Raw genomic sequence first — 25,469 nt, 5'->3', positions numbered from 1 at the left:
GGTAGATGTCGCAATCCACACCGAGCCAGAAGGCCCTCACTCATTTCAAGACCACACAGCCGTGAGCCCTGTCACCAACCTCCGTGGTCAGTACACCTAGACGCTGCCGCGCCGTTCCCCCAGGCCCTGGTGGACGCGCAGCAGCAGTTCCTGCAGCACCTGCCGCTCCCGCTCGTCCAGCGGCGCCAGCACCTCGTCCTGCACGGCGCGCGCCCGGGCGTCCAGCTCCGCGAGCAGCGCCCGCCCGGTGTCGGTGACCGCCACCGAGACCCGGCGCCGGTCGACCTGGTCCCGGGTGCGCTCGACGTACCCGGCGGCGGCCAGCTGGTCCGCGACCTTGGCCATGTCGCTCGGGTCCACGCCCAACCGCTGGACCAGGTCCCGCTGGGCGTGCGGCCCGAAGTCGGCGAGCGCAGCCAGCACGGCCATGTCCCAGAGCCGCAGGCCGCGTTCGGCGAGCCGCTCGGCGAGGCGGCCTCGCGCGGTCCGGCCGATCCGGGCGAGCAGGAAAGTGCTGAGGTCGAGCAGCGTCGGCGGCAGGGCGGGCGTGGGGGCAGGGACGCGGTCGAGGTCGGGGAGCGGGGGTTCGGTGGCCATGGCGGCAGTTTAGGGTCGATCCCTACAGTGGGTGCGGACCCACTAATATTCCGAACCCAGGAGCCTAGACCGTGGACGCCCTGTACCCCCGCCTGCTCGTCACCCGCTTCGCCGCGTGCTTCGACTTCTACCGGGCGGTCCTGCCACCACTCACCGGGGCCACCCTGGTCAAGGGCACGCCCGACGGCCCCTACGCCAACTGGGACGTCGACGAGCAGGCCGTCCTCGTGCTCTACGACCGCGCCTCGATGGCCGCCACCCTGGGCACCACCGACCTGCCCGACCGCCCGGGCGCCCCCGCCCAGGACGCCGCGATGCTGGTCTTCCGGGTGTCCAGCGTGGACGACGCCCTCGCCCTCTGCCTGCGCCACGGTGGCACCCTCGTCGTCGGCCCGACCGACCGCCCCGCGTGGGGGCCGAACCTGCGCACCGCCCACCTGCGGGACCCGGACGGCCACCTGATCGAGCTGCAGTCCTACTGAGCCGACGGCGCCCGGACGGACGTCGAGGCGGGTCGGCCGAGGGGCCCGAGGCCGGCTGACCGACGGCGCCCACGGCAGGAGGGGCGGCCGCCCCCTGCCGCGGCCTGACGGGGACAGCCGAAAGCGCCCGATACCCAGAACGGCCCGCCCTCTCCTGTCACAGGTCGGCGGGCGGCAGGCCGAGCTGGTCGTGCCAGGCCTGCCGACCCACCGGGGTGACCGCGATGGCGCGGGTGGTACCGATCCGGCTGAGCCATCCGGCGGTGAGCGCGTGGGTGCACAGCGCGGCCCCAGCCGCGCCGCCGAGGTGGGGGCGGCGCTCGGTCCAGTCCAGGCAGGCCCGCACGAGCGGGCGGCGGGATCCGTTCGGCAGGGTGATGCCGAGTTCGGCGTCCAGGCCCGGCCGTCGAGCAGGGCCAGGCAGAAGGCGGCCCGGGTGCCGTCGGCCAGCAGCCCGGCCACGGCGGACAGGTCCACCCCCACGTCCCGGTCCGCATGCCGTTCGTCCATGCCTCGACGTAGCGTTCCCGGGTCCGCAGGGCCGCCCGTGCCCTCGGCATGGAGGAGCCATGACCGCAGCCCACCCGACCGTCGCCGCTTCGCCACGGCCGGACCTGGTCGTCACCGACAGCCCCACGGCCGCAGACCTCGCGCTGGTCTCCGACGCGCTGGACCGCTTCAACGTCGAACGGACCGGGGTCGACGACCGCCGCCCGCTCGCCGTCCTGGTCCGTGAGCCCCGGACGCACCGGATGCTCGGCGGGCTGACCGGGCGCACCTCGCTCGGTCTGTTCTTCGTCGACCTGTTCCACCTGCCGCCCGGGCTGCGCGGCCAGGGGCTGGGCGCGGAGATCCTGCGGCGGGCCGAGGAGGAGGCCTGCGCCCGCGGGTGCCGCTCGGCCGTGCTCTACACGATCAGCTTCCAGGCCCCGGGCTTCTACCTCAAGCACGGGTGGCGGCTGCTGGGCGAGGTTCCCTGCGATCCGCCGGGCACCAGCCGGGTCTTCCTCACCAAGCAGCTCTCCGCCGCCGGGTGACGCGGCGGCGGGCGAACGAGTCCTGACCGCCGGGCGGCCCCCGTGCTCCCGGCGGTCAGCGGCGGGCGGCGGCGGTCAGTTGTGGAAGACCTGCAGTTCGCGAACGGCGTCCTCGAACTCCTCCGGCAGCAGCGTGCGGTCGGCCGACTGCTCGGCGGGGCGGGCGGCCCCGGCGGCCACGCCGTCGGCGTGGGCGAGCGCGTCGGCCGGGGAGGCCGGCGAGCAGGCGTGTCCGAGCGCCGGCGAGCGGCCGTCGGCGCCGGGGACGTGCCCGAGGATGGCGGCGCAGTACCGGACGTCCGGTACGGGCAGCGGGCGGAGCGCGGCCGAGGTCGCCGGGGCGGCGGCGACCGCTCCGGCGAGGGTGAGACAGCCGAACGCGGGGGCGACGAGCTGGCGCGGGATGCGCATGAGTACCTCCGAAACGGTCCGGGACAGGCCGGAACAGGGGGACGGCGGCGGCCGTGGACGAGGCCGCCCGCGCCCATTCGACGGGCGGCCCGCTCCCCCGGCCCGACCGACACACCGCAGACCGCACTAGTCGTACGTATGCCGCCGGATCGCCGACCGGGCCCGTCCGGGATGGCACCGGGCCCCGCCCGGGTCAGCGCCCGGGGTCGCCCTGCCCGGGCTCGTCCGCCCACAGCTCGGCGCTGCACGCCGCCACCAGCGCGCCGATCCTGGCCCAGGCCTCCTCCGCGGGCAGCGGTTCGAGCCGGCGGCCGTCCCGCAGCCGCAGCGCGACCAGGTCGTCCGCGGCCTCCTTGGCCCCGATCACCGCCTGGTAGGGCACCAGCCGCGCCGCCCGGATCCGGGCGCCGAGGCTGCCGTGTTCGGGCCCGGCGACCTCGGCGCGCAGTCCCAGGTCGAGGCAGCGCTGCCGCAGCCGCTCGGCCTGCGGCAGTTCACCCTCGGAGACCGGCAGCAGCACCACGTGCGCGGGGGCCAGCCAGGCCGGGAACGCGCCGCCGTACAGCTCGATCAGGTGGGCGACCACCCGCTCCACGCTGCCGATCACGCTGCGGTGGACCATCACCGGCCGGTGCTTGGCGCCGTCCGGGCCGATGTAGTGCAGTCCGAACCGCTCGGGCTGGTGGAAGTCGATCTGCACGGTCGACAGGGTGAACTCGCGTCCGGCGCCGTCGGCGATCTGCACGTCGATCTTCGGCCCGTAGAACGCGGCCTCGCCCTCCGCCGCCTCGAACGGCACCCCGGAGCGCTCCAGGACGTCGGTGAGCAGCGCGGTCGCCCGCTCCCACAGGGCAGGATCCGCCACGTACTTGCCGCCCGCGCCGGGCAGCGAGAGCCGGTAGCGGACCGGTTCCACGCCGAGCGCGCGGTGCGCCTCGCGGATCAGCTCCAGCGCGGCGACGGCCTCGTCCGCGGCCTGCTCCGGGGTGCAGAACACGTGTGCGTCGTTCAGCTGGATCGCCCGGACCCTGGTCAGCCCGCCCAGCACGCCGGACAGCTCGGAGCGGTACATTCCGCCCAACTCCGCCATCCGTAGCGGCAGTTCCCGGTAGCTGTGGGGGCGGGAGCGGAAGATCAGGGCATGGTGCGGGCAGAGGCTCGGCCGCAGCACCATCTCCTCCGAACCCAGCTCCATGGGTGGGAACATGTCCTCGCGGTAGTGCGCCCAGTGGCCGGAGATCTCGTACAGCTCGCGCTTGCCGAGCACCGGCGAGTACACGTGGCGGTAGCCGGCCCGCCGCTCGCGTTCGCGGATGAACTCCTCCAGGGCGTGCCGGATCGCGGCGCCGTCGGGCAGCCAGTAGGGCAGGCCGGAGCCCATCAGCGGGTCGGTGTCGAACAGGTCGAGTTCGCGGCCGAGCTTGCGGTGGTCGTGCATGAGGGGTCTCCACTCGGGTGGGCGGGCGAGTGGACCGGAAACGGCGAAGCCCCGGGGCACTCGCCCCGGGGCTTCGGACTAGGTCAGCAGTCAGCGCGCCGGGACTCTCTCCGGCGTCGTCGTGGCGAGTGCAGCGCGCTTCATGCCGTCCACGGTAGCAGGGCGCCGGCCGCCGCGGCGATCTTTACGGCGCGCCCGCTCAGTGGAGGACCACGCAGCCGCGTGCGTCGAGTTCGCCGAGCAGTCGCGGTGAGGGCCGCACCTCGTTCCACCGCAGGTCCAGCTTCTCCAGTGCGGGCAGCTCGGCCAGCCAGCGCGGCAGTTCGGTGATCCGGTTGCCGCGCAGGTCGAGCCGGCGCAGCAGCGGCAGCCCGGCGAGCACCGGCGGGACCTCGGCGAGCGAGTTCTCCCGCAGGTCGAGTTCGCGCAGTCCGGTGAGCCCACCGAAGGTGTCCGGCAGGGCGGTCAACCGGTTGCCGCGCAGCCAGAGTTCACGCAGTCCGACCAAGCCGCCGAGGCTTTCGGGCAGCGCCGTGAGCCGGTTGTGCTGAGCGCGCAGCTCGATCAGGGCGGTCATCTCGCCGACGGTGGCGGGGAGTTCGGACAGCCGGTTCTCGCCGACGTTGAGGTAGCGCAGCGCGGTGAGCCGGCCGAGCGTGTCCGGCAGGGCGGTCAGCGCGTTGTCGTGCAGGTAGAGGAAGTCGCCGAGCGCGATCAGGTCGCCCAGCTCGGCGGGCACCCCGGTGAGCCGGTTGTGCCCGAGGTCGAGGGTGCGCAGCCGCCGTAACCTCCCCACCTCGGAGGGCAGTTCGGTCAGGCCGGTCTCGGCGAGGATGAGCACGGTCAGGTCGGTCCGGTCCCACACCTCGGCCGGCACCGCGCCCAGCGGCCGGCGCCAGAGGTTCAGCGTCACGTCTGTCACGCCGACCATTCTCCCGCCGCCGCTCCGGGGCGACGGGGCCCACGGGGCCGACGGGGCAAAGGAGGTCGACGGGCGGGCTCACCGGGCCGGGCCGGGGATGCCTACACCCCCGCACCCCCCGGCGGTACGGCCGCGGTGCGCCCGTGCCGTCGGCAGGGTGGAACAGGCGGTCGACGACGCGGTGCAGAAGCTCCCGGGGAGCACCGGCACGGTCGCGGCGGCCCAGCGCGGTCCGTACCGGTCGGCGGCCCGGCGCACCAGCTCCGGTCCGGTCCGGTCCGGGTGGGGCGGGAGGCGTGGCACGGAGCGGACCGGCCGTCGGACCGGCCGTCGAGGTGGCCGCCGCGCAGGCCCCGCCGTCCGCGTAGGCCGAGCGCCTCGACGTCGCCCCGGTCGAAGGAGATTCGCCAACCCTCCCACCAGGCGTCATGCACGCCCCACCAGGCGGGAATCCTGGCGTGCCGGTCCCCCCTTGACGGCTCGTCCGGTCACCGCGCCGAGGCCGGACGGCCCGCCTAGGGCTCGGCGGGGACCTCGGCGTTCTGGGCGGTCAGGTACTCCTCGCGGATCACCTTCGGCCCGAACGGCCAGGCGCCCTCGGCCCTCGACCACACCAGGTAGGCGAGGCCGCCGAGGCCGACCCAGGCCAGCGACCACTCGATCGGGTGGACACCCGGGTTGGCCTTGTCCGCGTAGCCGTAGATGACCAGCCAGCCGACGGCGGCGACGACGCCGGGCAGCGGGTAGAGCACCATCCGGTACGGGCGGGCGAGTTGCGGCTGCCGCTTGCGCAGCACCGTGACGGCGGCGATCTGGGCGAGCGCCTGGACGATCACCATGACGCTGGTCAGCAGGGTGATCAGGATGGTCAGCGGCGGGTGCTCGGCGGAGCTGCCGATGTGCCGGGCGAACAGGAAGCCGGCGGCGGTGACGGTGCCCATGGCCACCAGGCCGACCACCGGGAAGCCGTGCCTGGGGTGCAGTCGGCCGAAGGCGCGGAAGAACATCCCGTCGCGGGCCGCGTCGTACGGCACCCGGGACCCGCCGAGCAGGCCCGTGTAGACGGAGGCGAAGGCGGTGATCAGGATCAGCACCGTCACGGTGTCGGCGGCGCCCTTGCCCCAGGTCTTCTCCAGTACGGCGGAGGCGACCGATTTGGAGGCCACGTTCCCGGGGTCGAGCATGTCCTTCCAGTCGATCACGCCGAGCACGCCGATCTGCATCAGCAGGTAGATGCCCATGATGGCGGTGATCGAGAAGATGATGGCGCGCGGCATCACCCGGCCCGGGTTCCTGATCTCCGCGCCGAGGTAGGAGGCGGTGTTGTAGCCGAGGTAGTCGTAGATGCCGATGGTCAGGCCGGCGGCGAAGCCGATCCAGAACTGCCCGTGGGTGAGCTCGATGGCGTGGGCGGGCCAGTCGAAGGCCATCGAGGGGTGGAAGTCGGTGAACGAGGCGACGATCACGGCCGTGACGGAGATGATCATCACGGCCCACATCACGACGGTGATCCGGCCGATGTTCTCGACCCTGCGCCACAGCAGCAGCACGACGAGGGCGAGGATCGCGACACCCACGGCGTCGCCCTGACCGGTCGTCATGTCCGGCCACAGGTAGGCCAGGTACTGCACCAGGCCCTGGACGCCGGTGGACATGATCAGCGGGATGAAGAGCATCGCCGTCCAGACGAACAGGAAGGGCATCAGCCGCCCACTGCGGTACTGGAAGGCCTCGCGCAGGTAGACGTAGGTGCCGCCGGCGCCGGGCAGCGAGGCGCCGAGCTCGGCCCAGACCAGGCCGTCGACCAGGGCCAGGAGCGCGCCGGCGATCCAGCCGACGACGGCCTGCGGACCGCCGAAGGCGGCGACCATCAGCGGGATCGTGACGAACGGTCCGATGCCGCACATCTGGCTCATGTTGATCGCGGTGGCCTGGAAGAGGCCGATTCTTCGGGTGAAACCTGAGGACACGGGTGGCTCCGGGAAGGTGGGGGGAGACAACGCGCGCACAGGTGGCCACCGGGGACGCGGAGTTCAGGATCCCGACCGGAGCACCGACCGTCAATAGCCATAGTTAGGAAACTTTCCCAAACCTGGACGGCGGCCCCGCAGGCACCGGCGGCGCCGGACACGTCGAATGGCGCATCGAACCGATCGGCCGGGGCGTGAAAGCGGAAAGGCCCACCCGGGAGTCCGGGCGGGCCCTGCTGCCGTGCGGTCCGCGTCACATGTTGATCATGTGACCGGCGAGGCCGTGGATGGCTTCCTTGACCGCCTCGCCGAGGGTCGGGTGGGCGTGGACGTTGCGGGCGACCTCGTGGACGGTGAGGTCCCACTGCTGGGCCAGGGTCAGCTCGGGCAGCAGCTCGGTGACCTCGGGGCCGATCAGGTGGGCGCCGAGCAGCTCACCGTGCGTGCCGTCGCTGATGACCTTGACGAAGCCGATCGGGTGGCCGAGGCCGTGCGCCTTGCCGTTGGCGGTGAACGGGAACTTGGCGACCTTGACGTCGTAGCCGAGCTCCCGGGCCTGCGCCTCGGTGTAGCCGAAGGAGGCGATCTGCGGCTGGCAGTAGGTGGCGCGCGGGATCATGGCGAAGTCGACCTCCATGGTCTCCGCCCCGCCGATGGTCTCGGCGGCGATCACGGCCATCGTCTCGGCGGCGTGGGCGAGCATCAGCTTCGCCGTCACGTCGCCGATCGCGAAGATGTGCCCGGCGCTGGTACGGCCGCGGCCGTCCACCGCGATGGCACCGCGGTCGGTCAGCTTGACGCCGGCGTTCTCCAGGCCGTAGCCGTTGACGCGCGGCGCGAAGCCGATCGCCTGGAGCACCTTGTCGGCCTCCAGCACCTGCTGCTGCCCGTCCTTGGTGACGGTGACCTTGACCTTGCCGTTCGGGTCGCTGTCGTCGATCGACTCGACCCGGGTGGAGGTCAGCACCTCGATGCCGAGCTTGCGGTACTGCTTGGCCAGTTCGGTGGAGACCTCGACGTCCTCCAGCGGCACCACGCGGTCCAGGAACTCGACGATGGTGACCTTGACGCCGTAGTTGTGCAGCACGTACGCGAACTCGACGCCGATCGCGCCGGCGCCCGCGATGATGATGCTCTCCGGCAGCTGCTCGGTGAGGATCTGCTCCTCGTAGGTGACCACGCGGTCGCTCAGGCTGGTGCCGGGCAGCAGTCGGGTGGTGGCGCCGGTGGCGATGATGCAGTGGTCGAAGGTGACGACCTCGAAGCCGCCGCCGCTGAGCGCGACCTGGAGGGTGCGGTCGTCGACGAAGGTGCCCCGGCCGTCGTACTCGGTGATGCCGTTCTTCTTCATCAGGTAGTGGACGCCCTTGACCCGGCCGTCAGCCACCGAGCGGCTGCGGCGGAAGGCCTCGCCGAAGTCGAAGGTCACCTGGCCCTCGACCTTGATGCCGAAGGTCTTGGCCTCCTTGGTGAAGATGTGGGCGAGCTCGGCGTTGCGCAGCAGGGCCTTGGAGGGAATGCAGCCGACGTTCAGGCAGACGCCGCCCCAGTACTTGGCCTCGATGACGGCGGTCTTGAGGCCGAGCTGCGCGGAACGGACGGCGGCGGTGTAGCCGCCGGGGCCGGCGCCGAGGACGACGACGTCGTAGTGCGTGCTCATGTTGCTGACTCCTCCGAGGGTGTCACGGTGTCGTGATCTCGGTCCCATGGTGTCAGGACCGGGTTCGCCGCACCCACCGGGTCTCGGCGGATGCGCTCCGCGCGGCACCGTACCCGGCCGGAGCCGGATTGTCAGTGGCGTGTGCCATGGTGCTCGACATCCTCGCCCGCCAGGGGCGACGTCCGAGGGGAGGGCCGAATGGGGGATCAGTACGGCCGCGGCGGCCCGGGCGGCCACCGGGGCGGGTGGGCCCGCCGCCCGAGGACGGCAGCGGGCCCACCCGGGCGTCAGGCCGTCACCTCGTGGGCGTGGCCCCCGCTCATACCGCCGCCGCCACCCGCCTGGCCGGCGGGGCGTTGCGGCGGCACGGGCCGGTTCAGCGAGGAGAGGTCCCAGGCGTAGGTGCCGACGGCGTGCGCGATCACGTCGATGTTGACGTCGAAGGCGTCCATGTCGATGTTGCCCAGGTTGTCACAGGCCTTGTGGTAGCAGGCGTCGAAGGCCACGCCCGCCGCGCCGCCGTAGCGGTCCTCCTGCTGCGGCGACTTGATCTTCTCGGCGCCGGTGTCGGTGCCGCCGGCCGGGATGCCCGCGTCGATGAACGGGCCGTAGTCGGAGCGGCCGTCGAAGGCGGCCGGCTCGTGCGGCAGACCTCGGCCGTCCAGGTAGCCGGTGAGGTCCCGCTCGATCTGCGCCGAGCCCTCGGGGCCCGCGCCGCCGCCGGCGCTGCCGGAGCCGTCGTAGACGAACTGCGCGTAGTTGGGAGAGGCGATCATGTCGAAGTTGAGGTAGAGCTTGATCTTCTTCGTGTCCGCCTCGGAGAGCGACTTCACGTACGCCTCCGAGCCCTTGAGGCCGAACTCCTCGGCGGACCACCAGGCGAATCTGACCTTGTTCTTCACCGGGTGGACGCTCAGGTTGCGCGCGACTTCCAGGATGCCCGCCGAACCGGAGCCGTTGTCGTTGATGCCGGGCCCGGCCGGGACGGAGTCGAGGTGCGCCCCGACCATCACGGTGTTCTGCTCGTCGCCGCCCCGGGTCTCGGCGATGACGTTCCAGGTCTTGCGCGGTTCCATGAAGGTGCGGACGTCGAGGTTCACCCGGACCGGTCCGGCGGCGGCCTTCGCGGCCAGCGCCTCGCCCGCGGCCCGGGTGATCCCGCCGGTGGGGATCCGGCCGGCCGTCGGCTCCCCGAGGGTGCCGTTGAGGTCGCCCTCAGCGTTGTTGTAGATGATCGCGCCGACCGCACCGGCCGTCGCCGCCGCGGCCTGCTTGACCGCGAAGCCGCACCCGCCGCGCTGGATCAGCGCGATCCGGCCGGTGAACGCCCCCGCCGGGTAGTCGGCGGGCGCACACCCGGTGGTGGCGCTGACCGGGACGACCGCCAGGTCGGTGGTCAGGCCCGCGTCCGGACCGCCGACCGAGTACGTCATGGCGATCAGCGGGACGGGCTCGGCCTGCGGGGACAGCACCTGCAGGTGCTGCGTGCGCGCCTCGAAGAAGGTGTACTCGAACTCCTGCCGGGACACCTTCAGCCCGGCCCGGCGGGCCTGCTCGTAGACGTAGCGCGCGGACTCGTCGTGCCCCTTCGAACCGGCCACCCGAGTACCGCCGTTGCGATCCGCTATCCGCTGGAGCGCGGCCAGGGTGTCGTGGGCGCTCTCGGCGTCGGAGGCCTCGACCAGCCGCGCGGCCAGCCGCTCGCCTCTGCGCGCCGGGTCCGGGTCGGCGGCCGCGCCACCGGCTCCGACCAGCAGCAGCGGGGCGACCAGGGCGCCGACGGTCAGCGCGGCGCCCGCGCTCCGGACGGTGGCGGTGCGCGGGCGCGGGACCGGTAATGGCGTGGAACGGTCGAGCGGGGTGGTCGGGCTCAGCGGCGGGGCGGTCAGGCGGCGGGTTCCAGGCTTCAAGGCGACTCCTTCCGGCGGTCCGTGAACCCCTGATTTGACAGGACCCGGAACCGCGTTGCCAAGCCCGCCACACCGCTGCGGGATGCGAACCGCAGCGGACGCGGTGATCCTGGAGGGGTGGGGCCGTCTCATCCAGGAGTGTGACCACATGTCCATGTTGGATAAGCTCAAGGGCCTGCTGAAGGGCCACGAGGACCAGGCCGAGAAGGCCGTCGACAAGACGGGCGACGCCGTCGACGAGCGGACCCAGGGCACGTACAGCGGCCAGGTGGACGCCGCCCAGGAACAGCTGAAGAACCAGTTCCGCGACCAGCCACCGCAGTAGTAGCGACCCGCTTCCCGCCGTACGCCTGCGGCCCCGGTCCGGCCCGCTCGGCCGGACCGGGGCTCAGCCGTCCCGGTCCGGAGCCACGGCCTCGGCCGGCTCGGCTCCGTCCGCGCCCGTTCCGCCCGCGCCCGTGCCGCCCGCTCCCCCCTCACAGGCCCGTGCGGCCGTCGATGCTCTCCCGGAGCAGGTCCGCGTGACCGTTGTGGCGGGCGTACTCCTCGATCAGGTGGACCAGGATCCAGCGCAGCGAGACGGTCTCCGAGCCGACCCAGGCCGCCGCGCGCCCGGAGAGCCGTCCGGTGTCCTCCAGCGTCGCCCCGGCGGTCAGTTCGCGACCATGGCCGACCTCCGCCTGCCAGTCGGCCAGCGCCTCGGCCATCCCCCGGTCCGGAGTGAGGGCGTAGCCGCCCTGGCCGTCCTCGCCGTAGAGCGGCGGCGCGTCCTCGCCTGCCAACACCCCTCGGTGCCAGTTGCGTTCGACCTCGGCGAGGTGCTGGACGAGGCCGAGCAGGGTCATCGTCGACGGCGGGACGGCCGCCAGCCGGACCTGCTGGTCGTCGAGCCCGGCGACCTTCTGCGCCAGCGTCGCCCGATGGAAGTCCAACCAGCTTTCCAGCATGGCGCGTTCGTCCGCGTGCGGGGGCGGGGTCGGCCGCCCGTCAGGTGTCGTTCCCATGGCCGCCACTGTGGCACAGTCCGGCGTCCGAGGCGATCACCCGGCCGGTTGCACGGCCCGCTCGCCCTGGTCCGGCGCGGGCGCGGGCCGCCGGGGCGGATGCCGGGTCAGGAACAGCAGGAGAGTCAGCTGTACGGCTGCGCCCACGGCCGGCCCCGCCCACACCCCGGTCACTCCGAGTGGACCCGACAGGCCTGCCGAGGCGGCGAGTTGGGCGCCCAGGCCGAGCAGCACGGAGAGCACCAGCGGCCGGCCGGCACCCGCGGCCTGGTGCACGCCGCCGAGGGCGACCACCAGCGCGTACGGGAGCAGGTAGAGCGCCGCCATCCGCAGGAAGCCGACGGACTGCCCGGCGACGGCCGGATCGTGGGTGAACAGCGCGGTCAGCGGGGCGGCGAGCGTCGCGGAGAGCACCGCCGCGACGGCGCCGAGGAGTGCGGCGAAGCGCCCGGTGGCGCGGTGCAGCGAGCGCAGCCCGGCGGCCTCGCCCGCGCCGGTGAGGCGGGCGGCCTCGATCGCGGCAGCCTGGCGGAGCGCGTAGAAGGCCATGGTGACGACCAGCAGCATCCGGTAGCCCACGCCGTACCCGGCCACCGCCGCGACGCCGAAGCCCGCGACCAGGGCGAGTTGGGCCGTGCCGACCGCCATCCGGGCGGTGAAGTCCAGACCGAACGGCGCTCCCGCGCGGACGATCCGGCCCGCCGCCGTGCCGACTCCCCCGGCGGGCGCGGGCATCCGCGGCCGCAGCCGCAGGGTGACGGCGAGGGCGACCGCCCGCGAGGCGGCCAGCGCCAGCGCGGCGCCGGTCACGCCGAGGCCGGCGCCGAGGACGAGCAGCGGGTCGAGGGCGAGCAGCAGCGCGTTCGACAACAGGGCGATCCGCATCGGGGTGCGGGTGTCGCCCGTGCCCTTGAACAGTTCGTCGGCGACGCGCTGGGCGAAGAACAGGGTGAACGCCGGGAAGGCGACGGTGAAGTAGTCGGCGGCGAGGGCGGCGGCGTCGCCGTCCAGGAAGGCGCCGGCCAGGCGGTCGCGCAGCAGGAAGCCGGGGACGGCGAGGGCGATGCCACCCGCCGCGCAGAGCCGCCAGGCCGCGCGGGTGGTGCGGGCGGCGGCGTCGCGGTCGCCGGCGCCGAGGGCTCGGGAGAGCCGCACGCTGGTGCCCGAGCCGACCACCAGGACGAGCCCGAGCAGCAGGTTCTCCACGGCGCCGGCCAGGGTGACGGCGGCGACGGCGGCCCCGCCGAGGCCGGCCACCCAGAAGGTGCCGATCGCCGAGGCGACGACCCCGGACAGCAGTTCGGCGTAGACCGGCCCGGCCAAGGCGATCAGCCGCGACGGATGCCCGCGCATGTTCCTCCCCCGTTCCGCCGCCACCCGGCGGCCCCTGGACGCGCCTCGTGGGCGGATCCGACCCGGCCCGCATCGAGTCCCACGGCGCCTCGAATAGAGATACCTCTTATAGAGGCACCTCGACAAGAGGTAGCATGGGCGCGCCATGGGGCGCACTCCGACGAAAGGGCTTCGACCGTGCTGACCCTCGCGATCCTGGGCTTCCTGTTCGACCAGCCGCTGCACGGCTACCAGCTCAAGTCCCGCATCACCGGCCTCACCGGCCACGTCCGGCCGGTCAGCGACGGCGCGCTCTACCCCGCCATCACCCGGCTGGAGAAGGCCGGACTGCTGCGCCGCCGCGCCGAGCCCGGCAGCGGAGCCGCGCCGCGCCAGACCCTGGAGCTCACCGAGGAGGGCCGGGCCGAGCTGCGGCGCCGACTGGCCGACCCGGAGCAGGCCGAGATCACGGACCAGATCCGGTTCTTCGCCCACGCCGCCTTCCTGCACCACCTCGCCGACCCGCCCCAGCAGGCGGCCGTACTCCGGCGCCGGCTGGCCTTCCTGGACGAGCCGAGCAGCTTCTTCCAGGACGCGGACGGCCACCCGGTCACCGCCGAGCGGGAGCCGAACCCCTTCCGGCGCGGCATGCTGCTGGTCGCCCGCGCCTCCACGGCGGCCGAGCGGGCCTGGCTCACCGAGACCATCGCGGAACTGGACGGCTAGGGCCGGCCGGTCCGGCGGGTCCGGCCGGGGCTGCGGACGGATCCGAACGGCCGACCGAGCGCCCGGAATTGGACCGTCCCGCAACGGGTCCCAGCCCCGCCCCGGCATCGCTATGATGATCCGCCTCACGTCCACGGCTTCCCCTCCGCGGCGTGAACCGCCACCGCGCCCCGCCCGCCCTCCTGGAGGCCGCCGTGCCCACCGCCGAGACCGCCGCCGCCCGCCCCGCGCCGCTGACCCGGGACGACATCCCCGGCTGGTTCTTCCGGCTCGACCGGGCGGCCTTCGGCCATCTGCTGGCCGCCCAGACCACGGCGGGCGTCGCCGGCGACATCCTCGAACTCGGCAGCTACCTCGGCCGCAGCGCCGTCCTGCTCGGCGACCACCTCCGGCCCGGCGAACGGCTGACCGTCTGCGACCTGTTCGACTCCGAGGCGGGCGACGCGGACAACGCCGCCGAGATGGCGATGTCCTACCGGAAGACCCTCACCCGGAGCGCCTTCGAGGCCAACTACCTCGCCTTCCACACCACGTTGCCGGAGATCGTGCAGGCGCCCACCTCGGTGCTGGCCGACGGCCGGATCCCGGCCGGCAGCTGCCGGTTCGCTCACATCGACGCCTCCCACCTGTACGAGCACGTCGCCGGGGACATCGCGGTGGCCAGGGCGGCGCTGGCCGAGAACGGCGTCGTCGCGCTCGACGACTACCGCTCCGAGCACACCCCCGGCGTGTCGGCGGCGGTCTGGGAGGCGGTCTTCACGGGCGGCCTGCGACCGGTGCTGCTCACCCCGATGAAGTTCTACGGCACCTGGGGCGACGCCGCGGCCGTCCGGCAGGTCCTGCTGGCGCGCGACTGGCCGGCCGAGGGCTACACGGTGGACGACGACACCATCGCCGGGGGACAGGTGCTGCGGCTCAACTACCAGGTCAAGGCCCCCGTGCAGCAGTCCGCCCCGCGCCGGCTCGCGCTGGACCTGCTCCCGCCGGTCGCCACCCGGGCGACCCGCCGGGTGCTCCGGACGCTGCGCGAACGCCGCGCCGTCCGCCCGGTGCCGACCTCCTGACGCCCCCTCGGGCCACGGACGACGCGGCGCGGGCCACGCGGCCGACGCGGCGACCCTGGTGTTCGGATACCGCTGACTCCGGTGTTCAGATACCGCTCCGGCGGCAGAACCTCGCCTGGAGCAGATCGGTGAAGACACCGATGGGGTCGTCCCAGCCGCCGTCGCTCCAGTCGCCGTTGACGTTGACGGTGACCATCTGTTCGCCATCGCGGGCGCCGTAGGCGTAGGACCACGATCCGAAGAGCGCACCCCCCATGCCCCAGACCGTCACCCCGCAGGGCAGTCTCACCGAGGAGACACCGAGACCGTAGGCGGCGTCGGAAATCCAGTCGCGGGTGGGCACGGTGGTGAACATGTCGCGTTGCCGGTCCGGCGGCAGTATCCGGCCTCCCAGCAGGGCGCCGAAGAACCGGTTGAGGTCCCCGGCGGTGGAGATCATGCCGCCGGCGGCCCAGAACACCGACGGATCGAGCTCGGTCGCGTCGTGGACCGGCGCCCCCGGGCCGGTTTGGAACAGCTTCGTGTAGTGCCGGGAATGCGGCCCGTGGATCGTCGGGTCGCCGCCGTGCGGCAGGTACGTGCCGGTCAGTCCGAACGGACGGGAGATCCGCTCCGTGATCTCCTCGGCGAGCGCGCGGCCGGTGGCCCGTTCGACGATCATGCCTGCGAGGACGTAGTTGGTGTTGGAGTACGCCCAGTCCGAACCCGGCGTGAAGGCGGGCGGATGGGATGTGGCGATCTGCACCAGCGACTCGGGGGTGTGCGTCTCGTGGCGGTTCAGTGCTTCCACGTCATCGGTGTAGTTGAAGATCCCGCTGGTGTGGTTGAGCAGCATCCTGATGTTCACCCCGGCACCGTCGTGGTGGCCGTGCAGCACGCCGGGCAGCCACCGGTCCGCGGTGTCGTCCAGGCTCAGCCGGCCTTCGGCCGCCAGTTGCAGCACGACGGTGGCCACGAACGTCTTGCTGATGCTGCCGATGCGGAACCGGTCCTGCGGTGAGCGCCTGCCGCCGGTCCGGGTGTCGGCCACTCCCGCGGTCCCGAACCACGGCCGGGTGCCGTCGCGGACCTCGACGAGGATGCCGGGGAGGCCGCCTCGGGCCACGGCCAGCTCCAGCACGTGCTGGATCGCCTCGTAGCCCTCGGCGCTTGAGGCCGACGCGGGCTCAGGTGCCGTGCCCGCAGCCCCGGCTGGTTCGGCGCCCGGCCGGCCGCCGTCCGTACGAGCAGTGTGCTGGTGCATGCGATTCTCCTCGTCGTGTGCGACCTGACGATGACCGTCCGACCCACTCCACAGCATCGAACCGGCCATGTCAGCTACTTCCGGTGATCACTGATCCCGACGTCGAGCATCTGCCGTACGCGGTCCGCCAGTTCGGCCTGATCGATGCCGGCCAGGGCGAGGGCGCGTGGCACGGTGCCGACCTGAGCCTGCCGGATCCCGAGGAGCACATGTGCCGACCGCAGGTCCGTCGTGCGAGCGGTGGCGAAGCTCCGCTCCAGTGCGAGCCCGGCGGACGCCCCCATCCTGGGCTCCACACCATCGCCCTTTCATATGTCTGTCATATGTGCAATTCAATCCCTCACTCTAACGGGTGAATCTCCTTTAAAGATTTGCCCACGGAACATTAAAGCGCGCATAGTGATGACACCTCAGTTTGGTCTAAGGAAGACCAAGATCAGGCAAAGTCACCGCAGGTGAGGAGAAGGCCTTGTTGCACGGATTCACGGCGTCGGGTCACGGGCAGCGGCTCCGCGAGGAGATCGCGAGCCCCGGAACCACGCCCCTGATCGGCGTCTACGACATGTACTCGGCCTCCATCGCGGCCGAGCACTACAACGGCATGTTCGTCTCCGGGTTCGGCTTCGCCGCCTCCTACTACGGCCTGCCCGACATCGGGTTCATCGCCTGGCCGGACATGGTCGGCTTCGTCGAACGGCTGCGCGGCGCCTTCCCCCAGCACCACCTCCTGGTGGACATCGACGACGGCTACGTCGATCCCGAGGTCGCCTGCCACGTCGTGCGCAGGCTCGAACGCATCGGCGCGTCCGGCGTCATCCTGGAGGACCAGAAGCGGCCGCGCCGCTGCGGCCACGCCGACGGCAAGCAGGTCCTCCCGCTGGAGGAGTACCTGGAGAAGCTGAACCTCGTCCTCGCCAACCGGACGGACCTCCTGGTGGTCGCCCGCACCGACGCCACCGAGGAGGAGGACATCCTGCGCCGCGCCCAGGCCCTCGCCGCCACCGACGCCGACGTGGTGCTGGTCGACGGGGTGCGCAGCGAGGACTGGATCCAGCGGATCCGGCGGGTCGTCGGGGACAAGCCGCTGCTGTTCAACCAGATCGCCGGCGGCAAGTCCCCCCGGCTGTCGCTCTCCGAGCTGACCGAGCTGGGGGTGGACGTCGCGATCTACAGCACGCCCTGCCTGTTCGCGGCCCACCGGGCGATGGACGAGGCGCTGGCCGGGCTGAAGGTCGCCGACGGGCGGCTGCCGGCCGGCGCCGGGGAGAGCCGCCAGATCGGCGTACGGGAGTCCACCGAACTCCTGGAGCGGAACATCGCGCGCTCCCGCCCGCTCGCGGTGGTGACGGCATGACGGCGGGGCTGCGCGGCCCCGCCCCGCCCTCGGCGGCCGCCGCCCTGCGGGCCGTCGCGCTGGGACTGGCCGGGGCGTCCGGCCTGCTCGCGGGCGCTGCGCCGGCGGCGGCGAGCGGCGGGCTGATCACGCTCGTCGACAACTCCAACGCCGATTCCTGGGTGGAGATCGACCGTACGGCCAACGTGCAGAACGGCAGCGGTTCGGCGGGCAGCGACCACGACGGCGCCGGGTCCCTGGTGGGCGGCCTGCTCGGGTCCGGCCCGGGCGGGGTGGCGGTCGGGGGTGGCCGATGACCGACGGCACCGACCGCCGGAGCCGGTGGCGCGGGCTGCGGCCGCGCTGGCTCGACCCGTACATGGCGGCGCTCGCCGGGACGGTCGGGCTGGCCGCCCTGTTCCCGGCCACCGGCGGCTCGGCGCGGGTCGCGGCGGCGGCCTGCAACCTCGCGGTGGCGCTGCTGTTCTTCCTCTACGGCGCCCGGCTCTCCGCCCGCCAGACGCTGGCCGGGCTGGGCCACCTGCGGCTGCACGGGCTGGTGCTCGCCGCCACCTTCGGCCTCTTCCCGCTGCTCGGGGTGGCCACCGCGCTGCTCACCCCCGCCCCGCTCACCGGGCAGCTGCAGACCGGGGTGCTGTTCCTCTGCCTGCTCCCGTCCACCGTGCAGTCCTCGGTCGCCCTCACCGGCGCGGCCGGGGGCGACGTCCCGGCGGCGATCTGCGCGGGGACGTACTCCAGCCTGGCCGGGCTGCTGCTGACCCCGTTGTTGGCGGCCTGGCTCCTGGGCGCACACACCGCACTGTCGGCCGAGGGGCTGTTCCGGATCGCAGCCCAGTTGCTCGCACCGTTCCTGCTCGGACAGCTGTTGCGGCCATGGATCGGGGGCTTCCTGAGCCGGCACAAACGGGTGCTGACGCCGATGGACCGGGGCTCGATCCTGCTCGTCGTCTACACCGCGTTCAGCGCGGCGATGGCCCAGGGCATCTGGGGCCTGGCCACGCCGAGCTCCCTGCTCGGCCTGTTCGTGGTGCTGCTCGCCCTGCTGGCCGCAGCGCTCGCGGCCACCTGGCTCGGCGCGCGGCTGCTCGGTCTCGACCGGCCGGCCACCATCGCGGCGGTCCTGTGCGGTTCCCAGAAGAGCCTGGCGAACGGGCTGCCGATGGCCACCGTGCTCTTCGGTCCCCAGGCCGGCCTGCTGGTGCTGCCGTTGATGGCCTATCACCAACTCCAGCTGGTGGCCGGCACCGTACTCGCCGGCCGCTGGGCCCGGGCACCGGGCGCCACGCCCGCCGGACGGACCCCACCTGCCGGGCGGGTGCCGGCCGCGCTCACGGCGGGGCCGGACGGGCCGCCCGTTCCCGGGTGACCCGTGCCGGAGGCCGAGCGGAGACACCCGCACCCGCTCGGCCTCCGGCCCGCGCCGCGCCGCGCCGCGCCGCCCGGAACGCTTCCACTCCCACGACAGCCCCCTGGGCAAACGTGGCGCCGGCGTTCACCACAAGTGCCGTAGACGGGCGGCGGGCGCCGGGGGGGGCGTCAGCGGACGTAGTAGGCGCGGTTGTGGGCGGCGACGGGCGGGGACTGGTAGGTCCAGACTCCGGCGGCGGGGGCGTCGGCGATCAGGTGGGCGAGGTCGCGGGCCGACTCCTCGGCGGGGTTGCCGAGGTCGAGGCGGACCCGGTCGGCGGTGCGGTCGTCCAGGGAGTAGTACCGGTAGGGCTGGTAGACGTTGAGCGGGCCGGCGAGCAGCTTGCCCTCGTCGTCGGTGCCGTAGCCGGTGATCGGGGTGTTGTTGACGGATTCGGGCGTGAGGCCGATCAAGTCCACGTCGAGGGAGAGGAGTTGTTCGTCGTGGCGGCGCAGCCCGTCCGGTCCGAGGGTGGCTCGGCGGCAGGAGACGGACCAGCGCTCGCGCACGGCGGGCGCATTGAGCGAGGGCAGGGCGGTCTCGAACCAGCTGGGGTGCTTGGGCTCGGCATAGAGGCGGCGCCCGGCGTCGATGGCGAGGGGGTTGTCGCAGAGCACGTGCAGCCGGGCGATGCCGAGCAGCTTGGTCTGGTCGTAACCCCGGGCGTACTGGCCGTAGTTGAGCACCGGCAGGCGGTCCTCGGCGAACACCGGGTGGGCGACCAGGTTGATCTCCAGTTCCTCGGTGATACCGCCACCGTTCGGGTACTGGGCGAAGTACAGCTGGTAGTTGAGGGACAGGCAGGCACCGCCGTCGAACACGGCGGCGGTCAGGCCTGGGTGACGCTTGCCGAGCAGCTCTCGCGCCCGATCCGGCCGGACGAGGTAGTCGACGCCGATGTTGTGCAGCGCGCCGTAGTGGAAGGGCAGGTGGTACGGCTCCGGTACGGGCGGGAGCGGCAGGCCGGTCATGGCGTCTCCGGGAGGGCGGACGGACAGGGGACGGACGGACGGGGGGCGAGCGGGGGAAGGTCGCCCGGACGGGGGGCGGCGGGGGACGGCAGCCGGGCGCTGACAGACAGCGGGCGGCGCAGGTCCAGCAGGTCCTGGTGGATCCGCTCGGCGCTGCGCAGTGCGAGGGCGGCCATGGTGAGCGAGGGGTTGGAGGTGCCGAGCGAGGGCATCGAGCCGCAGCCGACGGCGTACAGGTTGGGGTGGTCCCAGCAACGCTGCCAGTGGTCGACGACGGAGGTGGCGGGTGAGTCGCCCATCAGGTGGGTGCCGCCGGCATGGCCCGCGCCCCGGTAGCCGTACGCGACTCCCTGGTGTTCGATGCGGCCCGGCCACTGCGGACCGGCCGGGTAGGCGGTGTGGTCCTCGGCGCCGAGCAGCGCGAACAGCTGGTCGGAGACGGCCCGGGCCGAGGCCATGCCCGCGCGGACGTACCCGTCGAGGTCGTAGCGGACGGCCGGGGCGGGGAGGCCGAGCGGATCGCGCCGGTCCGGATCGAGGGTGACCCGGTTGGCCGGGTCGGCGGGCTGCTCCAGTTCGAACTGGAGCGAGAACTGGCGGCCGAGCCGATCGCCCAGGCACGCACGCAGCTGCTTGCCGCGCAGCCCGGCGGCCATCAGCGCGGCGGCCTCGGCCTCCGGCGATCCGCCGGCCCAGGACCAGCCCCAGTTGCCGATCTCGATCCGGAACGGGGCCCGGCGGGCACGGGCCGGGCCGAAGCGGAAGGCCTCCAGGCCGCTGGTCGAGCCGGGCCCCCGGTAGGGGCCGACCGGGTCGGGCATGAGCCCCCAGGTGAGCAGGGCCGGGTGGTCCATCAGGTTGCGGCCCACCTGGTCGCTGCGGTTGGCCAGGCCGGACAGGAGCAGCAGCCGGGCGTTCTCGACGGCGTGCGCGGCGAGGACCACCAGGTCCGCGTCCACGCGGTGAGCAGCGGCGTCGGCCAGGTACTCCACGCCGGTGGCGCGTCCGGTCACCGGGTCGGCGAGCACCCGGGCGACCACGGCCTCGGTGCGCAGCTCGACGCTGGGCGCCCAGCGGGCCTGGGTGCGCAGCGGCGTGTACTTGGCGCCGGTCGGGCAGACCGGGACGCAGCTGGCGCTGCCCGCGCACGGCGGGCCGAAGGTGTCCCCGGGCCGGGTGGGCAGGCCGTTGCGGGCGTGCGGAGTGCCGGTGACGGCGAGCCGGGCGGGGTCGGGCATGGCGGGGTCGCGGACGCTCCGGCCGTCGAGGACGTGGGCGAGCTGCCGGTCGAGGTGGCTGGCCGGGATGGCCCGCATGGGGTAGGCGTAGTCGTCCGGGATGGGCAGTCCGACGGCGCGGCGCTGCTCCCCCGCGTCGGCGGCGACGCCGAGTTCGTGTTCGGCGTCGCGGTAGTACGGCTCCAGGTCGTGGTAGCCGATCGGCCAGTTGCGGCCGTGGCCGAGGTCGCCGGTGCGGAAGTCCTCGGGGTGCATGCGCGGGGTGAGGCCGGTCCAGAGCAGTCCGGTGCCGCCGTTGGCGCGCAGGTAGCCGCTGGCGTAGGGCAGCGGTCCGTACTGCCGGAGGTGTCCGGTGGCGGTGAAGCCGCCGTCGGGGAGCCCGGTGAGGTCGGTGACGTCGGGTGACGGGGCGTCGGGGCTGTGCGGGTAGGGCGAGGTGGGCGGGCCGCCCCCGGCCGCGCGGTAGGCGGCGGCGGTCTCGGGGCCGGTGGGTGCGGTCCGTCCGGCTTCGAGGACGAGGACCCGCCAGCCCTGCGCACCGAGGCGGTGGGCGACCAGCGTTCCGGCGAAGCCCGCGCCGACCACGACGGCGTCCCAGCGGGCGGTCACCGCTTCTCACCCCCTCGGGGCGCCTCGGCCCAGCTGCCGTGTCCCGGGGCGGCGGAGCCGGGCGGGGCGGCGTGGAAGGTCCGCCAGACCAGGCCCTGGTCGTAGGCGCGGGCGGAGGTCGGCTCCTCGCCCGGCCAGGCGCCGACGTACCAGAGGTGGACCAGGGCGTGGTCGTCACGGACCCGGTGGGCCAGGGTGGTGCGGTGGTGTTCCTGCGCCATGCCGGTGGCGCGCAGTTCGGGTTCGTCGAAGCCGGTCAGTTCGGCGCAGACGCGCAGGAACTCGGCGAAGTCGGCGAGGCCGTCGGACGCCCCGAATTCGGCGAGGCGGTCAAGGGCAGGATGGTCGTCTGGCACGGACAAGCGGGCACCCCCACGGTCGTCGACGGGTGGCCAAGACATGACAGGCATCGGCGCGGACGGAGCGCACGGCTCGTCACGGCCTGCCATCGCGATCCTGCCGCCCGGCGTCGCCGCTGGGCACCCGATGCCCGAATGTGCTCGGACTTGACCGTCTATCGTCCGATCGACCGCCTTCCGCGCCCACTCGTCGGCCGATTCCGGTCAGGGCGGGTCGCTCAGATGGCGGCCGCGCTCAGGTGACGGGCGCTCGGGCGCCACCGGTCGGCCAACAGCCGGTCAACCGACGGCCGGCCGACCGAGGGCTGGTCGACCAACGGCCGGTCAACCGACAGCCGGCCGACCGAGGGCACGGACGGCGTCCAGGACGTCGAGGCCCAGCCCCGGGTCCGCGTTCTCGGGCAGGCTGACGGACAGCCGGGTGACCAGGCCCGTGTAGCGGCGGGTGAGCTCGCGGGCGACCTCCTCGACCGGGCCGGACACCGCGAAGGTGTCGAGCACCTCGTCGTCGATCAGCGCGGCCATCTCCGCCCAGCGGCCGCGCACCGAGTGGGTGTGCAACTCCTCCTGGAGCCCCTCCCACCCGTGCTGGGCCAGCACCGGACGGTAGGCCGGCGTGGAGGCGTAGAACGCCAGCCGCTCCCGCACCCCGGCCCGGTTGGCCGCCAGTTCCTCCTCGGTCCGACCGGTGGCGGTGAGCACGTTGCCGGTGATCTCGAACGGCCGCGCCGTCCAGGGGGCGTCCTCGGCCTCGGCCTGCGCCCGGGCCTCGGTCAGGCCGGGCAGCACCTGCTCGGCCAGGTAGGCGGTCGACGAGAAGGGGTGGCTGAGGAAGCCGTCGGCCACCGCCCCCGCCGTGCGGGTCATCAGCGGCCCGACGCCGGCCAGCAGGATCCGGGGCACCCCGCCGGGGACGGGGTCGGGCGAGAAGACCGGCGTCATCATCGTGTGGGTGTAGAACTCGCCGCGGAAGCGCAGCCGTTCGCCGGTCTGCCAGCTGTGCCAGATCGCCCGCACCGCGTGGACGTACTCGCGCATCCGCGCGGCCGGGCGGTCCCAGGGCATCCCGAAGCGCTTCTCGATGTGCGGCTTGACCTGCGAGCCCAGTCCGATGACGGCCCGTCCGCCGGAGGCCGCGTGCAGCCCCCAGGCCTGGTAGGCGAGTGTCATCGGGGTGCGGGCGAAGGCCACCGCGATGCCGGTGGCCAGTTCGATCCGCTCGGTCCGGTCGGCGGCGCGGGCCAGCTGGAGGAACGGGTCGTACGCGGTCTCGGAGACCACCAGGCGGTCCATGCCCCGGCGTTCGGCCTGCTCGGCGGCGTCGAGGATCCCCGCCGGGTGCCCGGAGGCGGTGGCGTCGAGACGGAAGACGGCGGGGGGTCGGTGCATGGCGGTGCTCCTGGACGCAGGCTGCGGCGGTACCCGGGTAGCCTCCCACGGCCCTCCCCCGGCTTAGACCGACCGGCACATGGTGGGTGGATGAAGGAGCGGCGTCCGGGCCGAGTCTGGGCGGTGCCGACGAGGGAGTAGCAGCGGAGCTGCGGCGACTGAGGAGAAGCCGTTTAGGCGACAGCCCGGGCGTCGCGACGCCGCCCACCATGTGCCGGTCGGTCTTACGCCGCAGCCTGCCGGTCAGCGTTTGAAGAACTCCACCTCGGCCAGCGCGATGTGGGGCCCGGTTCCGGCTGCGGCACGGACGACGAGTGTCACCTTGACCACGTCGCTGACGCCGGTCAGCACCGTCTGCGGACCCGCCTTGTCGTTCAGGGTCACCTTCTGCTCGTGGACCTTGCCCTCCGAGGTCGTCATCCGCAGGTCCAGGCTGATGGGCCGCGCCTCCTTCTGGAACTCCTGCGGATCGGTGGAGGCGCCGGTGTGGACGATGATGTCCACCAGCCGGAACGGGTGGGCGAAGGAGAAGTCGATCGAGTCCCCGACCTGCGGCGCTCCCCAGTAGGTGTTGGTGAGCCCGTCGACGGCCAGCGACGCCGGATGGCCCTCGACCGCCGCACTCGCCGAATACCCGGTGGGGGTGATCGCCGACGCGTTGCGGAGCTTGTCCAGCACGTCCTCGTAGATGTTCCGGCCCGCCGGGTACAGCAGGACGCCCGCGATCACCAGGGCCGCCACCACGAGGATCGCGATGATCCGGCGCAGGGTGTTTCCGGAACCGCCGATGCGCACGCGGCGCCGGAACGGCCAGCGGGTGCGCCACCACGGCAGGGCCGCCACGGGTTCCGCGGGGGTCAGCGGCTCCGCGCAGCGCCGGCAGAACTTCCGGTCGGGCCGGTTGGGCGTGCCGCACCGGGGGCAGGGCGGGCCGACCTGGGCCTCGTCGGCCGTGGACGGCCGGACGACCGGGCGTGGCGCGACGGGCTTGGCGGGCTGCACGGCCACCGGGTCCGCCGCGGGCGGTCGGGGCGCGGCGGACTGCGGTCGCACCGCCACCGGGTCCGCCGCAGGCGGCCGGGTGGGCGCCGCCTCGGGGGCGGGCACCGGCTCACGGGCAGGCGCCGGCTCACGGGCAGGCGCCGGCTCACGGGTGGGCGGAGCCGCCGGACCGGCGGCGGGCGGGCCCTGCGGTTCGGCGACGGGCGGAATCGGCGGCTCGGCGGCAGTCGGACCCGACGGCTCGGCGACGGGCTCGGGCCTGCGGATCAGCCGCGCCGCGCCGCGCCGGCCGGACGCCCGCCCGGAGCCCGCCGCAGGTGCGGCGAGCGGCTCGGCAGACGGCTCGGCAGGCGGCTCGGCAGGCGGCTCGGCAGGCGCTTCAGCACGCGACGAGACGGACGGTGAGACGGACGACGAGACAGGCGACGAGACAGCCGGCGAGGCGGACCGCGCGGCGGCCGACGCACCCGGGCGCACCGACGGTTCGTCACGGGCCGCCGTCACGCCTTCGGTGGCCGCCGCAGCTCCGGTGGCCGCCGCCGGGCCGCCGGCGGCGGCCGAGGCCGCCCCCGACCACCCTAGGTAGGCACCGCAGTTGCCGCAGAAGTCGTCCCCGTCCTCGTTGGCGACTCCGCACTCGGGACACGTACGCATCGGTCAGCTCCCCTCCACCCCGGGTGGACCGGGCAAGACCTGCACCCGGCAGGTGAGATGGACCGGGCAGGACGCCCGGACGACGGCCAGTACCTGCTCCTCGTCCACCGCCGGGGTGCGCTCGGGCCAGACCCGTACCAGCAGTTCCCCGGAAGGCGCGGGTGGCAGCGCGGCGTCCGGGGTGGTCGACCAGGCCACCCCGCCGCCGTCCACGATCTCCACACCGACGCCGAGGATCAGCCACAGCCGTTCCCGGAGCCCGCGCCGGGTGCCCCGCCACCGGTGCAGCTCCACCGCGCGCTCGACCACGCTGCGGCGCACCTCCTCCGGCCAGGCCGGGTCGGCCTCCACGGCGACCCAGGATGCCAGCCAGCCGAGGAAGTCGGCCGGGGCCAGCCGTGGTTGGAAGTAGGCGGGCAGGTTGTCCAGGGTGGCGAAGACCGGGGCGAGGACGGTGTCCAGCCCGGCGGTGAACCGCTGGGCGAAGTCGTCCTCGGCGTAGAGCGCGGGCAGCCACTCGCCGATCGGATGGGGGCTGGGCAGCCCGGGGACGGCGCCTCTGCTCATGCGTCCGCCCCGCCAAGCCCGGCAGCGGCGTCCGCCCGCCCCCACCACTTCACGACGAACCCGCGCCCCTCGACCACGCGCCCGCACCACTCCATGCCGAACCCACACCACTCCACGACGAA

25 protein-coding genes and 2 pseudogenes are annotated in these 25,469 nt (G+C 73.6%); 8 read left to right on the top strand and 19 right to left on the bottom strand.

The window, feature by feature from the left end; translation table 11 throughout:
- Window positions 1-96: 96 nt before the first annotated feature.
- Window positions 97-597 (bottom strand): MarR family transcriptional regulator, encoded by a 501-nt coding sequence (locus P3T27_RS28865; protein WP_280683677.1) that lies wholly within the window; start codon window positions 595-597, stop codon window positions 97-99.
- A gap of 71 nt (window positions 598-668) precedes the next feature.
- Between P3T27_RS28865 and P3T27_RS28860 the strand changes: the two genes are divergently transcribed.
- Window positions 669-1,079 carry a VOC family protein gene (locus P3T27_RS28860; protein ID WP_280683675.1) on the top strand — a complete coding sequence of 137 codons (411 nt, stop codon included), beginning with the start codon at window positions 669-671 and terminating at the stop codon, window positions 1,077-1,079.
- Between the two features lie 157 nt (window positions 1,080-1,236).
- On the opposite strand, the pseudogene P3T27_RS28855 reads toward P3T27_RS28860, so the two are convergent.
- Window positions 1,237-1,467 (bottom strand): annotated as a pseudogene (locus P3T27_RS28855) (transcriptional regulator); the annotation flags it as partial.
- A 181-nt stretch (window positions 1,468-1,648) separates the two neighbouring features.
- Between P3T27_RS28855 and P3T27_RS28850 the strand changes: the two are divergent.
- The gene (locus P3T27_RS28850; RefSeq protein WP_280683672.1) at window positions 1,649-2,116 is read left to right on the top strand and encodes a GNAT family N-acetyltransferase; all 468 of its coding nucleotides are present in this window, start codon (window positions 1,649-1,651) and stop codon (window positions 2,114-2,116) included.
- Window positions 2,117-2,191: 75 nt separating this feature from the next.
- Here P3T27_RS28850 and P3T27_RS28845 read toward each other — a convergent pair whose 3' ends face one another.
- The 6 genes from P3T27_RS28845 to P3T27_RS28820 form a co-directional block, all read right to left on the bottom strand.
- Window positions 2,192-2,527: a hypothetical protein gene (locus P3T27_RS28845; RefSeq protein WP_280683670.1), complete on the bottom strand. Its 336-nt coding sequence runs from the start codon at window positions 2,525-2,527 to the stop codon at window positions 2,192-2,194.
- A gap of 193 nt (window positions 2,528-2,720) precedes the next feature.
- Window positions 2,721-3,965 (bottom strand): threonine--tRNA ligase, encoded by a 1,245-nt coding sequence (gene thrS, locus P3T27_RS28840; protein ID WP_280683669.1) that lies wholly within the window; start codon window positions 3,963-3,965, stop codon window positions 2,721-2,723.
- A gap of 199 nt (window positions 3,966-4,164) precedes the next feature.
- On the bottom strand, window positions 4,165-4,887 hold the full coding sequence (locus P3T27_RS28835) for a leucine-rich repeat domain-containing protein (RefSeq protein ID WP_280683668.1): 723 nt from the start codon (window positions 4,885-4,887) through the stop codon (window positions 4,165-4,167).
- Window positions 4,888-5,402: 515 nt separating this feature from the next.
- A complete protein-coding gene (locus tag P3T27_RS28830) occupies window positions 5,403-6,857 on the bottom strand; it encodes an APC family permease (RefSeq protein ID WP_280683667.1) in 1,455 nt (484 codons plus the stop codon).
- 253 nt (window positions 6,858-7,110) lie between these two features.
- The gene (gene lpdA / locus P3T27_RS28825; RefSeq protein ID WP_280683666.1) at window positions 7,111-8,517 is read right to left on the bottom strand and encodes a dihydrolipoyl dehydrogenase; all 1,407 of its coding nucleotides are present in this window, start codon (window positions 8,515-8,517) and stop codon (window positions 7,111-7,113) included.
- 287 nt (window positions 8,518-8,804) lie between these two features.
- Complete coding sequence (locus P3T27_RS28820; RefSeq protein WP_280683683.1) at window positions 8,805-10,304, bottom strand: M28 family peptidase; 1,500 nt, start codon at window positions 10,302-10,304, stop codon at window positions 8,805-8,807.
- 271 nt (window positions 10,305-10,575) lie between these two features.
- Here P3T27_RS28820 and P3T27_RS28815 point away from each other — a divergent pair, with 271 nt between their 5' ends.
- Window positions 10,576-10,752, top strand: a complete 177-nt coding sequence (locus tag P3T27_RS28815) for an antitoxin (RefSeq protein WP_280683665.1) — start codon at window positions 10,576-10,578, stop codon at window positions 10,750-10,752.
- 151 nt (window positions 10,753-10,903) lie between these two features.
- Here P3T27_RS28815 and P3T27_RS28810 read toward each other — a convergent pair whose 3' ends face one another.
- Both P3T27_RS28810 and P3T27_RS28805 read right to left on the bottom strand, forming a co-directional pair.
- On the bottom strand, window positions 10,904-11,431 hold the full coding sequence (locus P3T27_RS28810) for a DinB family protein (RefSeq protein ID WP_280683664.1): 528 nt from the start codon (window positions 11,429-11,431) through the stop codon (window positions 10,904-10,906).
- Window positions 11,432-11,467: 36 nt separating this feature from the next.
- Complete coding sequence (locus P3T27_RS28805) at window positions 11,468-12,784, bottom strand: MATE family efflux transporter (protein ID WP_280683663.1); 1,317 nt, start codon at window positions 12,782-12,784, stop codon at window positions 11,468-11,470.
- A 177-nt stretch (window positions 12,785-12,961) separates the two neighbouring features.
- Here P3T27_RS28805 and P3T27_RS28800 point away from each other — a divergent pair, with 177 nt between their 5' ends.
- Together P3T27_RS28800 and P3T27_RS28795 are read left to right on the top strand one after the other, a co-directional pair.
- Complete coding sequence (locus P3T27_RS28800; RefSeq protein ID WP_280683662.1) at window positions 12,962-13,489, top strand: PadR family transcriptional regulator; 528 nt, start codon at window positions 12,962-12,964, stop codon at window positions 13,487-13,489.
- 152 nt (window positions 13,490-13,641) lie between these two features.
- Window positions 13,642-14,553: a class I SAM-dependent methyltransferase gene (locus tag P3T27_RS28795; protein ID WP_280683660.1), complete on the top strand. Its 912-nt coding sequence runs from the start codon at window positions 13,642-13,644 to the stop codon at window positions 14,551-14,553.
- An 85-nt stretch (window positions 14,554-14,638) separates the two neighbouring features.
- Here the strand turns inward: P3T27_RS28795 and P3T27_RS28790 are convergent, their stop codons facing one another.
- Complete coding sequence (locus P3T27_RS28790) at window positions 14,639-15,796, bottom strand: serine hydrolase domain-containing protein (protein ID WP_280683659.1); 1,158 nt, start codon at window positions 15,794-15,796, stop codon at window positions 14,639-14,641.
- Between the two features lie 74 nt (window positions 15,797-15,870).
- Window positions 15,871-16,080 (bottom strand): hypothetical protein, encoded by a 210-nt coding sequence (locus P3T27_RS28785; protein ID WP_280683658.1) that lies wholly within the window; start codon window positions 16,078-16,080, stop codon window positions 15,871-15,873.
- A 188-nt stretch (window positions 16,081-16,268) separates the two neighbouring features.
- Between P3T27_RS28785 and P3T27_RS28780 the strand changes: the two genes are divergently transcribed.
- The 3 genes from P3T27_RS28780 to P3T27_RS28770 are packed head-to-tail and all read left to right on the top strand — an operon-like array spanning window position 16,269 to window position 18,516.
- Complete coding sequence (locus P3T27_RS28780; protein WP_280683657.1) at window positions 16,269-17,150, top strand: isocitrate lyase/PEP mutase family protein; 882 nt, start codon at window positions 16,269-16,271, stop codon at window positions 17,148-17,150.
- Complete coding sequence (locus tag P3T27_RS28775) at window positions 17,147-17,446, top strand: hypothetical protein (RefSeq protein ID WP_280683656.1); 300 nt, start codon at window positions 17,147-17,149, stop codon at window positions 17,444-17,446. The genes P3T27_RS28780 and P3T27_RS28775 overlap by 4 nt, the downstream gene beginning before the upstream one ends.
- Window positions 17,443-18,516, top strand: a complete 1,074-nt coding sequence (locus P3T27_RS28770; protein ID WP_280683654.1) for a bile acid:sodium symporter family protein — start codon at window positions 17,443-17,445, stop codon at window positions 18,514-18,516. Before P3T27_RS28775 ends, P3T27_RS28770 begins: the two co-directional genes overlap by 4 nt.
- A 170-nt stretch (window positions 18,517-18,686) precedes the next feature.
- Here the strand turns inward: P3T27_RS28770 and P3T27_RS28765 are convergent, their stop codons facing one another.
- From P3T27_RS28765 to P3T27_RS28740, 7 genes and pseudogenes are all read right to left on the bottom strand, one after another.
- The gene (locus P3T27_RS28765) at window positions 18,687-19,529 is read right to left on the bottom strand and encodes a hypothetical protein (RefSeq protein ID WP_280683652.1); all 843 of its coding nucleotides are present in this window, start codon (window positions 19,527-19,529) and stop codon (window positions 18,687-18,689) included.
- Window positions 19,526-21,376: a GMC family oxidoreductase gene (locus P3T27_RS28760; protein WP_280683651.1), complete on the bottom strand. Its 1,851-nt coding sequence runs from the start codon at window positions 21,374-21,376 to the stop codon at window positions 19,526-19,528. The genes P3T27_RS28765 and P3T27_RS28760 overlap by 4 nt, the downstream gene beginning before the upstream one ends.
- A complete protein-coding gene (locus P3T27_RS28755; protein ID WP_280683681.1) occupies window positions 21,373-21,732 on the bottom strand; it encodes a hypothetical protein in 360 nt (119 codons plus the stop codon). The genes P3T27_RS28760 and P3T27_RS28755 overlap by 4 nt, the downstream gene beginning before the upstream one ends.
- 327 nt (window positions 21,733-22,059) lie before the next feature.
- Window positions 22,060-23,124, bottom strand: coding sequence for a TIGR03617 family F420-dependent LLM class oxidoreductase (locus P3T27_RS28750; protein WP_280683650.1), 1,065 nt, complete (start codon window positions 23,122-23,124; stop codon window positions 22,060-22,062).
- Between the two features lie 243 nt (window positions 23,125-23,367).
- On the bottom strand, window positions 23,368-24,231 hold the full coding sequence (locus tag P3T27_RS28745; protein ID WP_280683648.1) for a zinc ribbon domain-containing protein: 864 nt from the start codon (window positions 24,229-24,231) through the stop codon (window positions 23,368-23,370).
- A gap of 483 nt (window positions 24,232-24,714) precedes the next feature.
- Window positions 24,715-24,780 (bottom strand): annotated as a pseudogene (locus P3T27_RS41045) (zinc-ribbon domain-containing protein); the annotation flags it as partial.
- 3 nt (window positions 24,781-24,783) lie between these two features.
- Entirely contained in the window at window positions 24,784-25,347 is a 564-nt protein-coding gene (locus P3T27_RS28740) for a phage tail protein I (RefSeq protein WP_280683645.1), read from the bottom strand.
- Window positions 25,348-25,469: the final 122 nt, after the last annotated feature.

This window comes from Kitasatospora sp. MAA19 (assembly GCF_029894125.1).
In the GTDB taxonomy this organism is placed as follows: Bacteria; Actinomycetota; Actinomycetes; order Streptomycetales; family Streptomycetaceae; genus Kitasatospora.
This window is presented reverse-complemented; position numbering and strand designations above follow the sequence as displayed.

What these genes read in the sequence shown, in the direction of transcription:
- P3T27_RS28865 (WP_280683677.1), bottom strand. Translation starts at nt 597, where the DNA reads ATGGCCACCGAACCCCCGCTCCCCGACCTCGACCGCGTCCCTGCCCCC.
- P3T27_RS28850 (WP_280683672.1), top strand. Translation starts at nt 1,649, where the DNA reads ATGACCGCAGCCCACCCGACCGTCGCCGCTTCGCCACGGCCGGACCTG.
- P3T27_RS28845 (WP_280683670.1), bottom strand. Translation starts at nt 2,527, where the DNA reads ATGCGCATCCCGCGCCAGCTCGTCGCCCCCGCGTTCGGCTGTCTCACC.
- thrS (WP_280683669.1), bottom strand. Translation starts at nt 3,965, where the DNA reads ATGCACGACCACCGCAAGCTCGGCCGCGAACTCGACCTGTTCGACACC.
- lpdA (WP_280683666.1), bottom strand. Translation starts at nt 8,517, where the DNA reads ATGAGCACGCACTACGACGTCGTCGTCCTCGGCGCCGGCCCCGGCGGC.
- P3T27_RS28815 (WP_280683665.1), top strand. Translation starts at nt 10,576, where the DNA reads ATGTCCATGTTGGATAAGCTCAAGGGCCTGCTGAAGGGCCACGAGGAC.
- P3T27_RS28810 (WP_280683664.1), bottom strand. Translation starts at nt 11,431, where the DNA reads ATGGGAACGACACCTGACGGGCGGCCGACCCCGCCCCCGCACGCGGAC.
- P3T27_RS28805 (WP_280683663.1), bottom strand. Translation starts at nt 12,784, where the DNA reads ATGCGCGGGCATCCGTCGCGGCTGATCGCCTTGGCCGGGCCGGTCTAC.
- P3T27_RS28790 (WP_280683659.1), bottom strand. Translation starts at nt 15,796, where the DNA reads ATGCACCAGCACACTGCTCGTACGGACGGCGGCCGGCCGGGCGCCGAA.
- P3T27_RS28785 (WP_280683658.1), bottom strand. Translation starts at nt 16,080, where the DNA reads ATGGGGGCGTCCGCCGGGCTCGCACTGGAGCGGAGCTTCGCCACCGCT.
- P3T27_RS28775 (WP_280683656.1), top strand. Translation starts at nt 17,147, where the DNA reads ATGACGGCGGGGCTGCGCGGCCCCGCCCCGCCCTCGGCGGCCGCCGCC.
- P3T27_RS28770 (WP_280683654.1), top strand. Translation starts at nt 17,443, where the DNA reads ATGACCGACGGCACCGACCGCCGGAGCCGGTGGCGCGGGCTGCGGCCG.
- P3T27_RS28765 (WP_280683652.1), bottom strand. Translation starts at nt 19,529, where the DNA reads ATGACCGGCCTGCCGCTCCCGCCCGTACCGGAGCCGTACCACCTGCCC.
- P3T27_RS28750 (WP_280683650.1), bottom strand. Translation starts at nt 23,124, where the DNA reads ATGCACCGACCCCCCGCCGTCTTCCGTCTCGACGCCACCGCCTCCGGG.
- P3T27_RS28740 (WP_280683645.1), bottom strand. Translation starts at nt 25,347, where the DNA reads ATGAGCAGAGGCGCCGTCCCCGGGCTGCCCAGCCCCCATCCGATCGGC.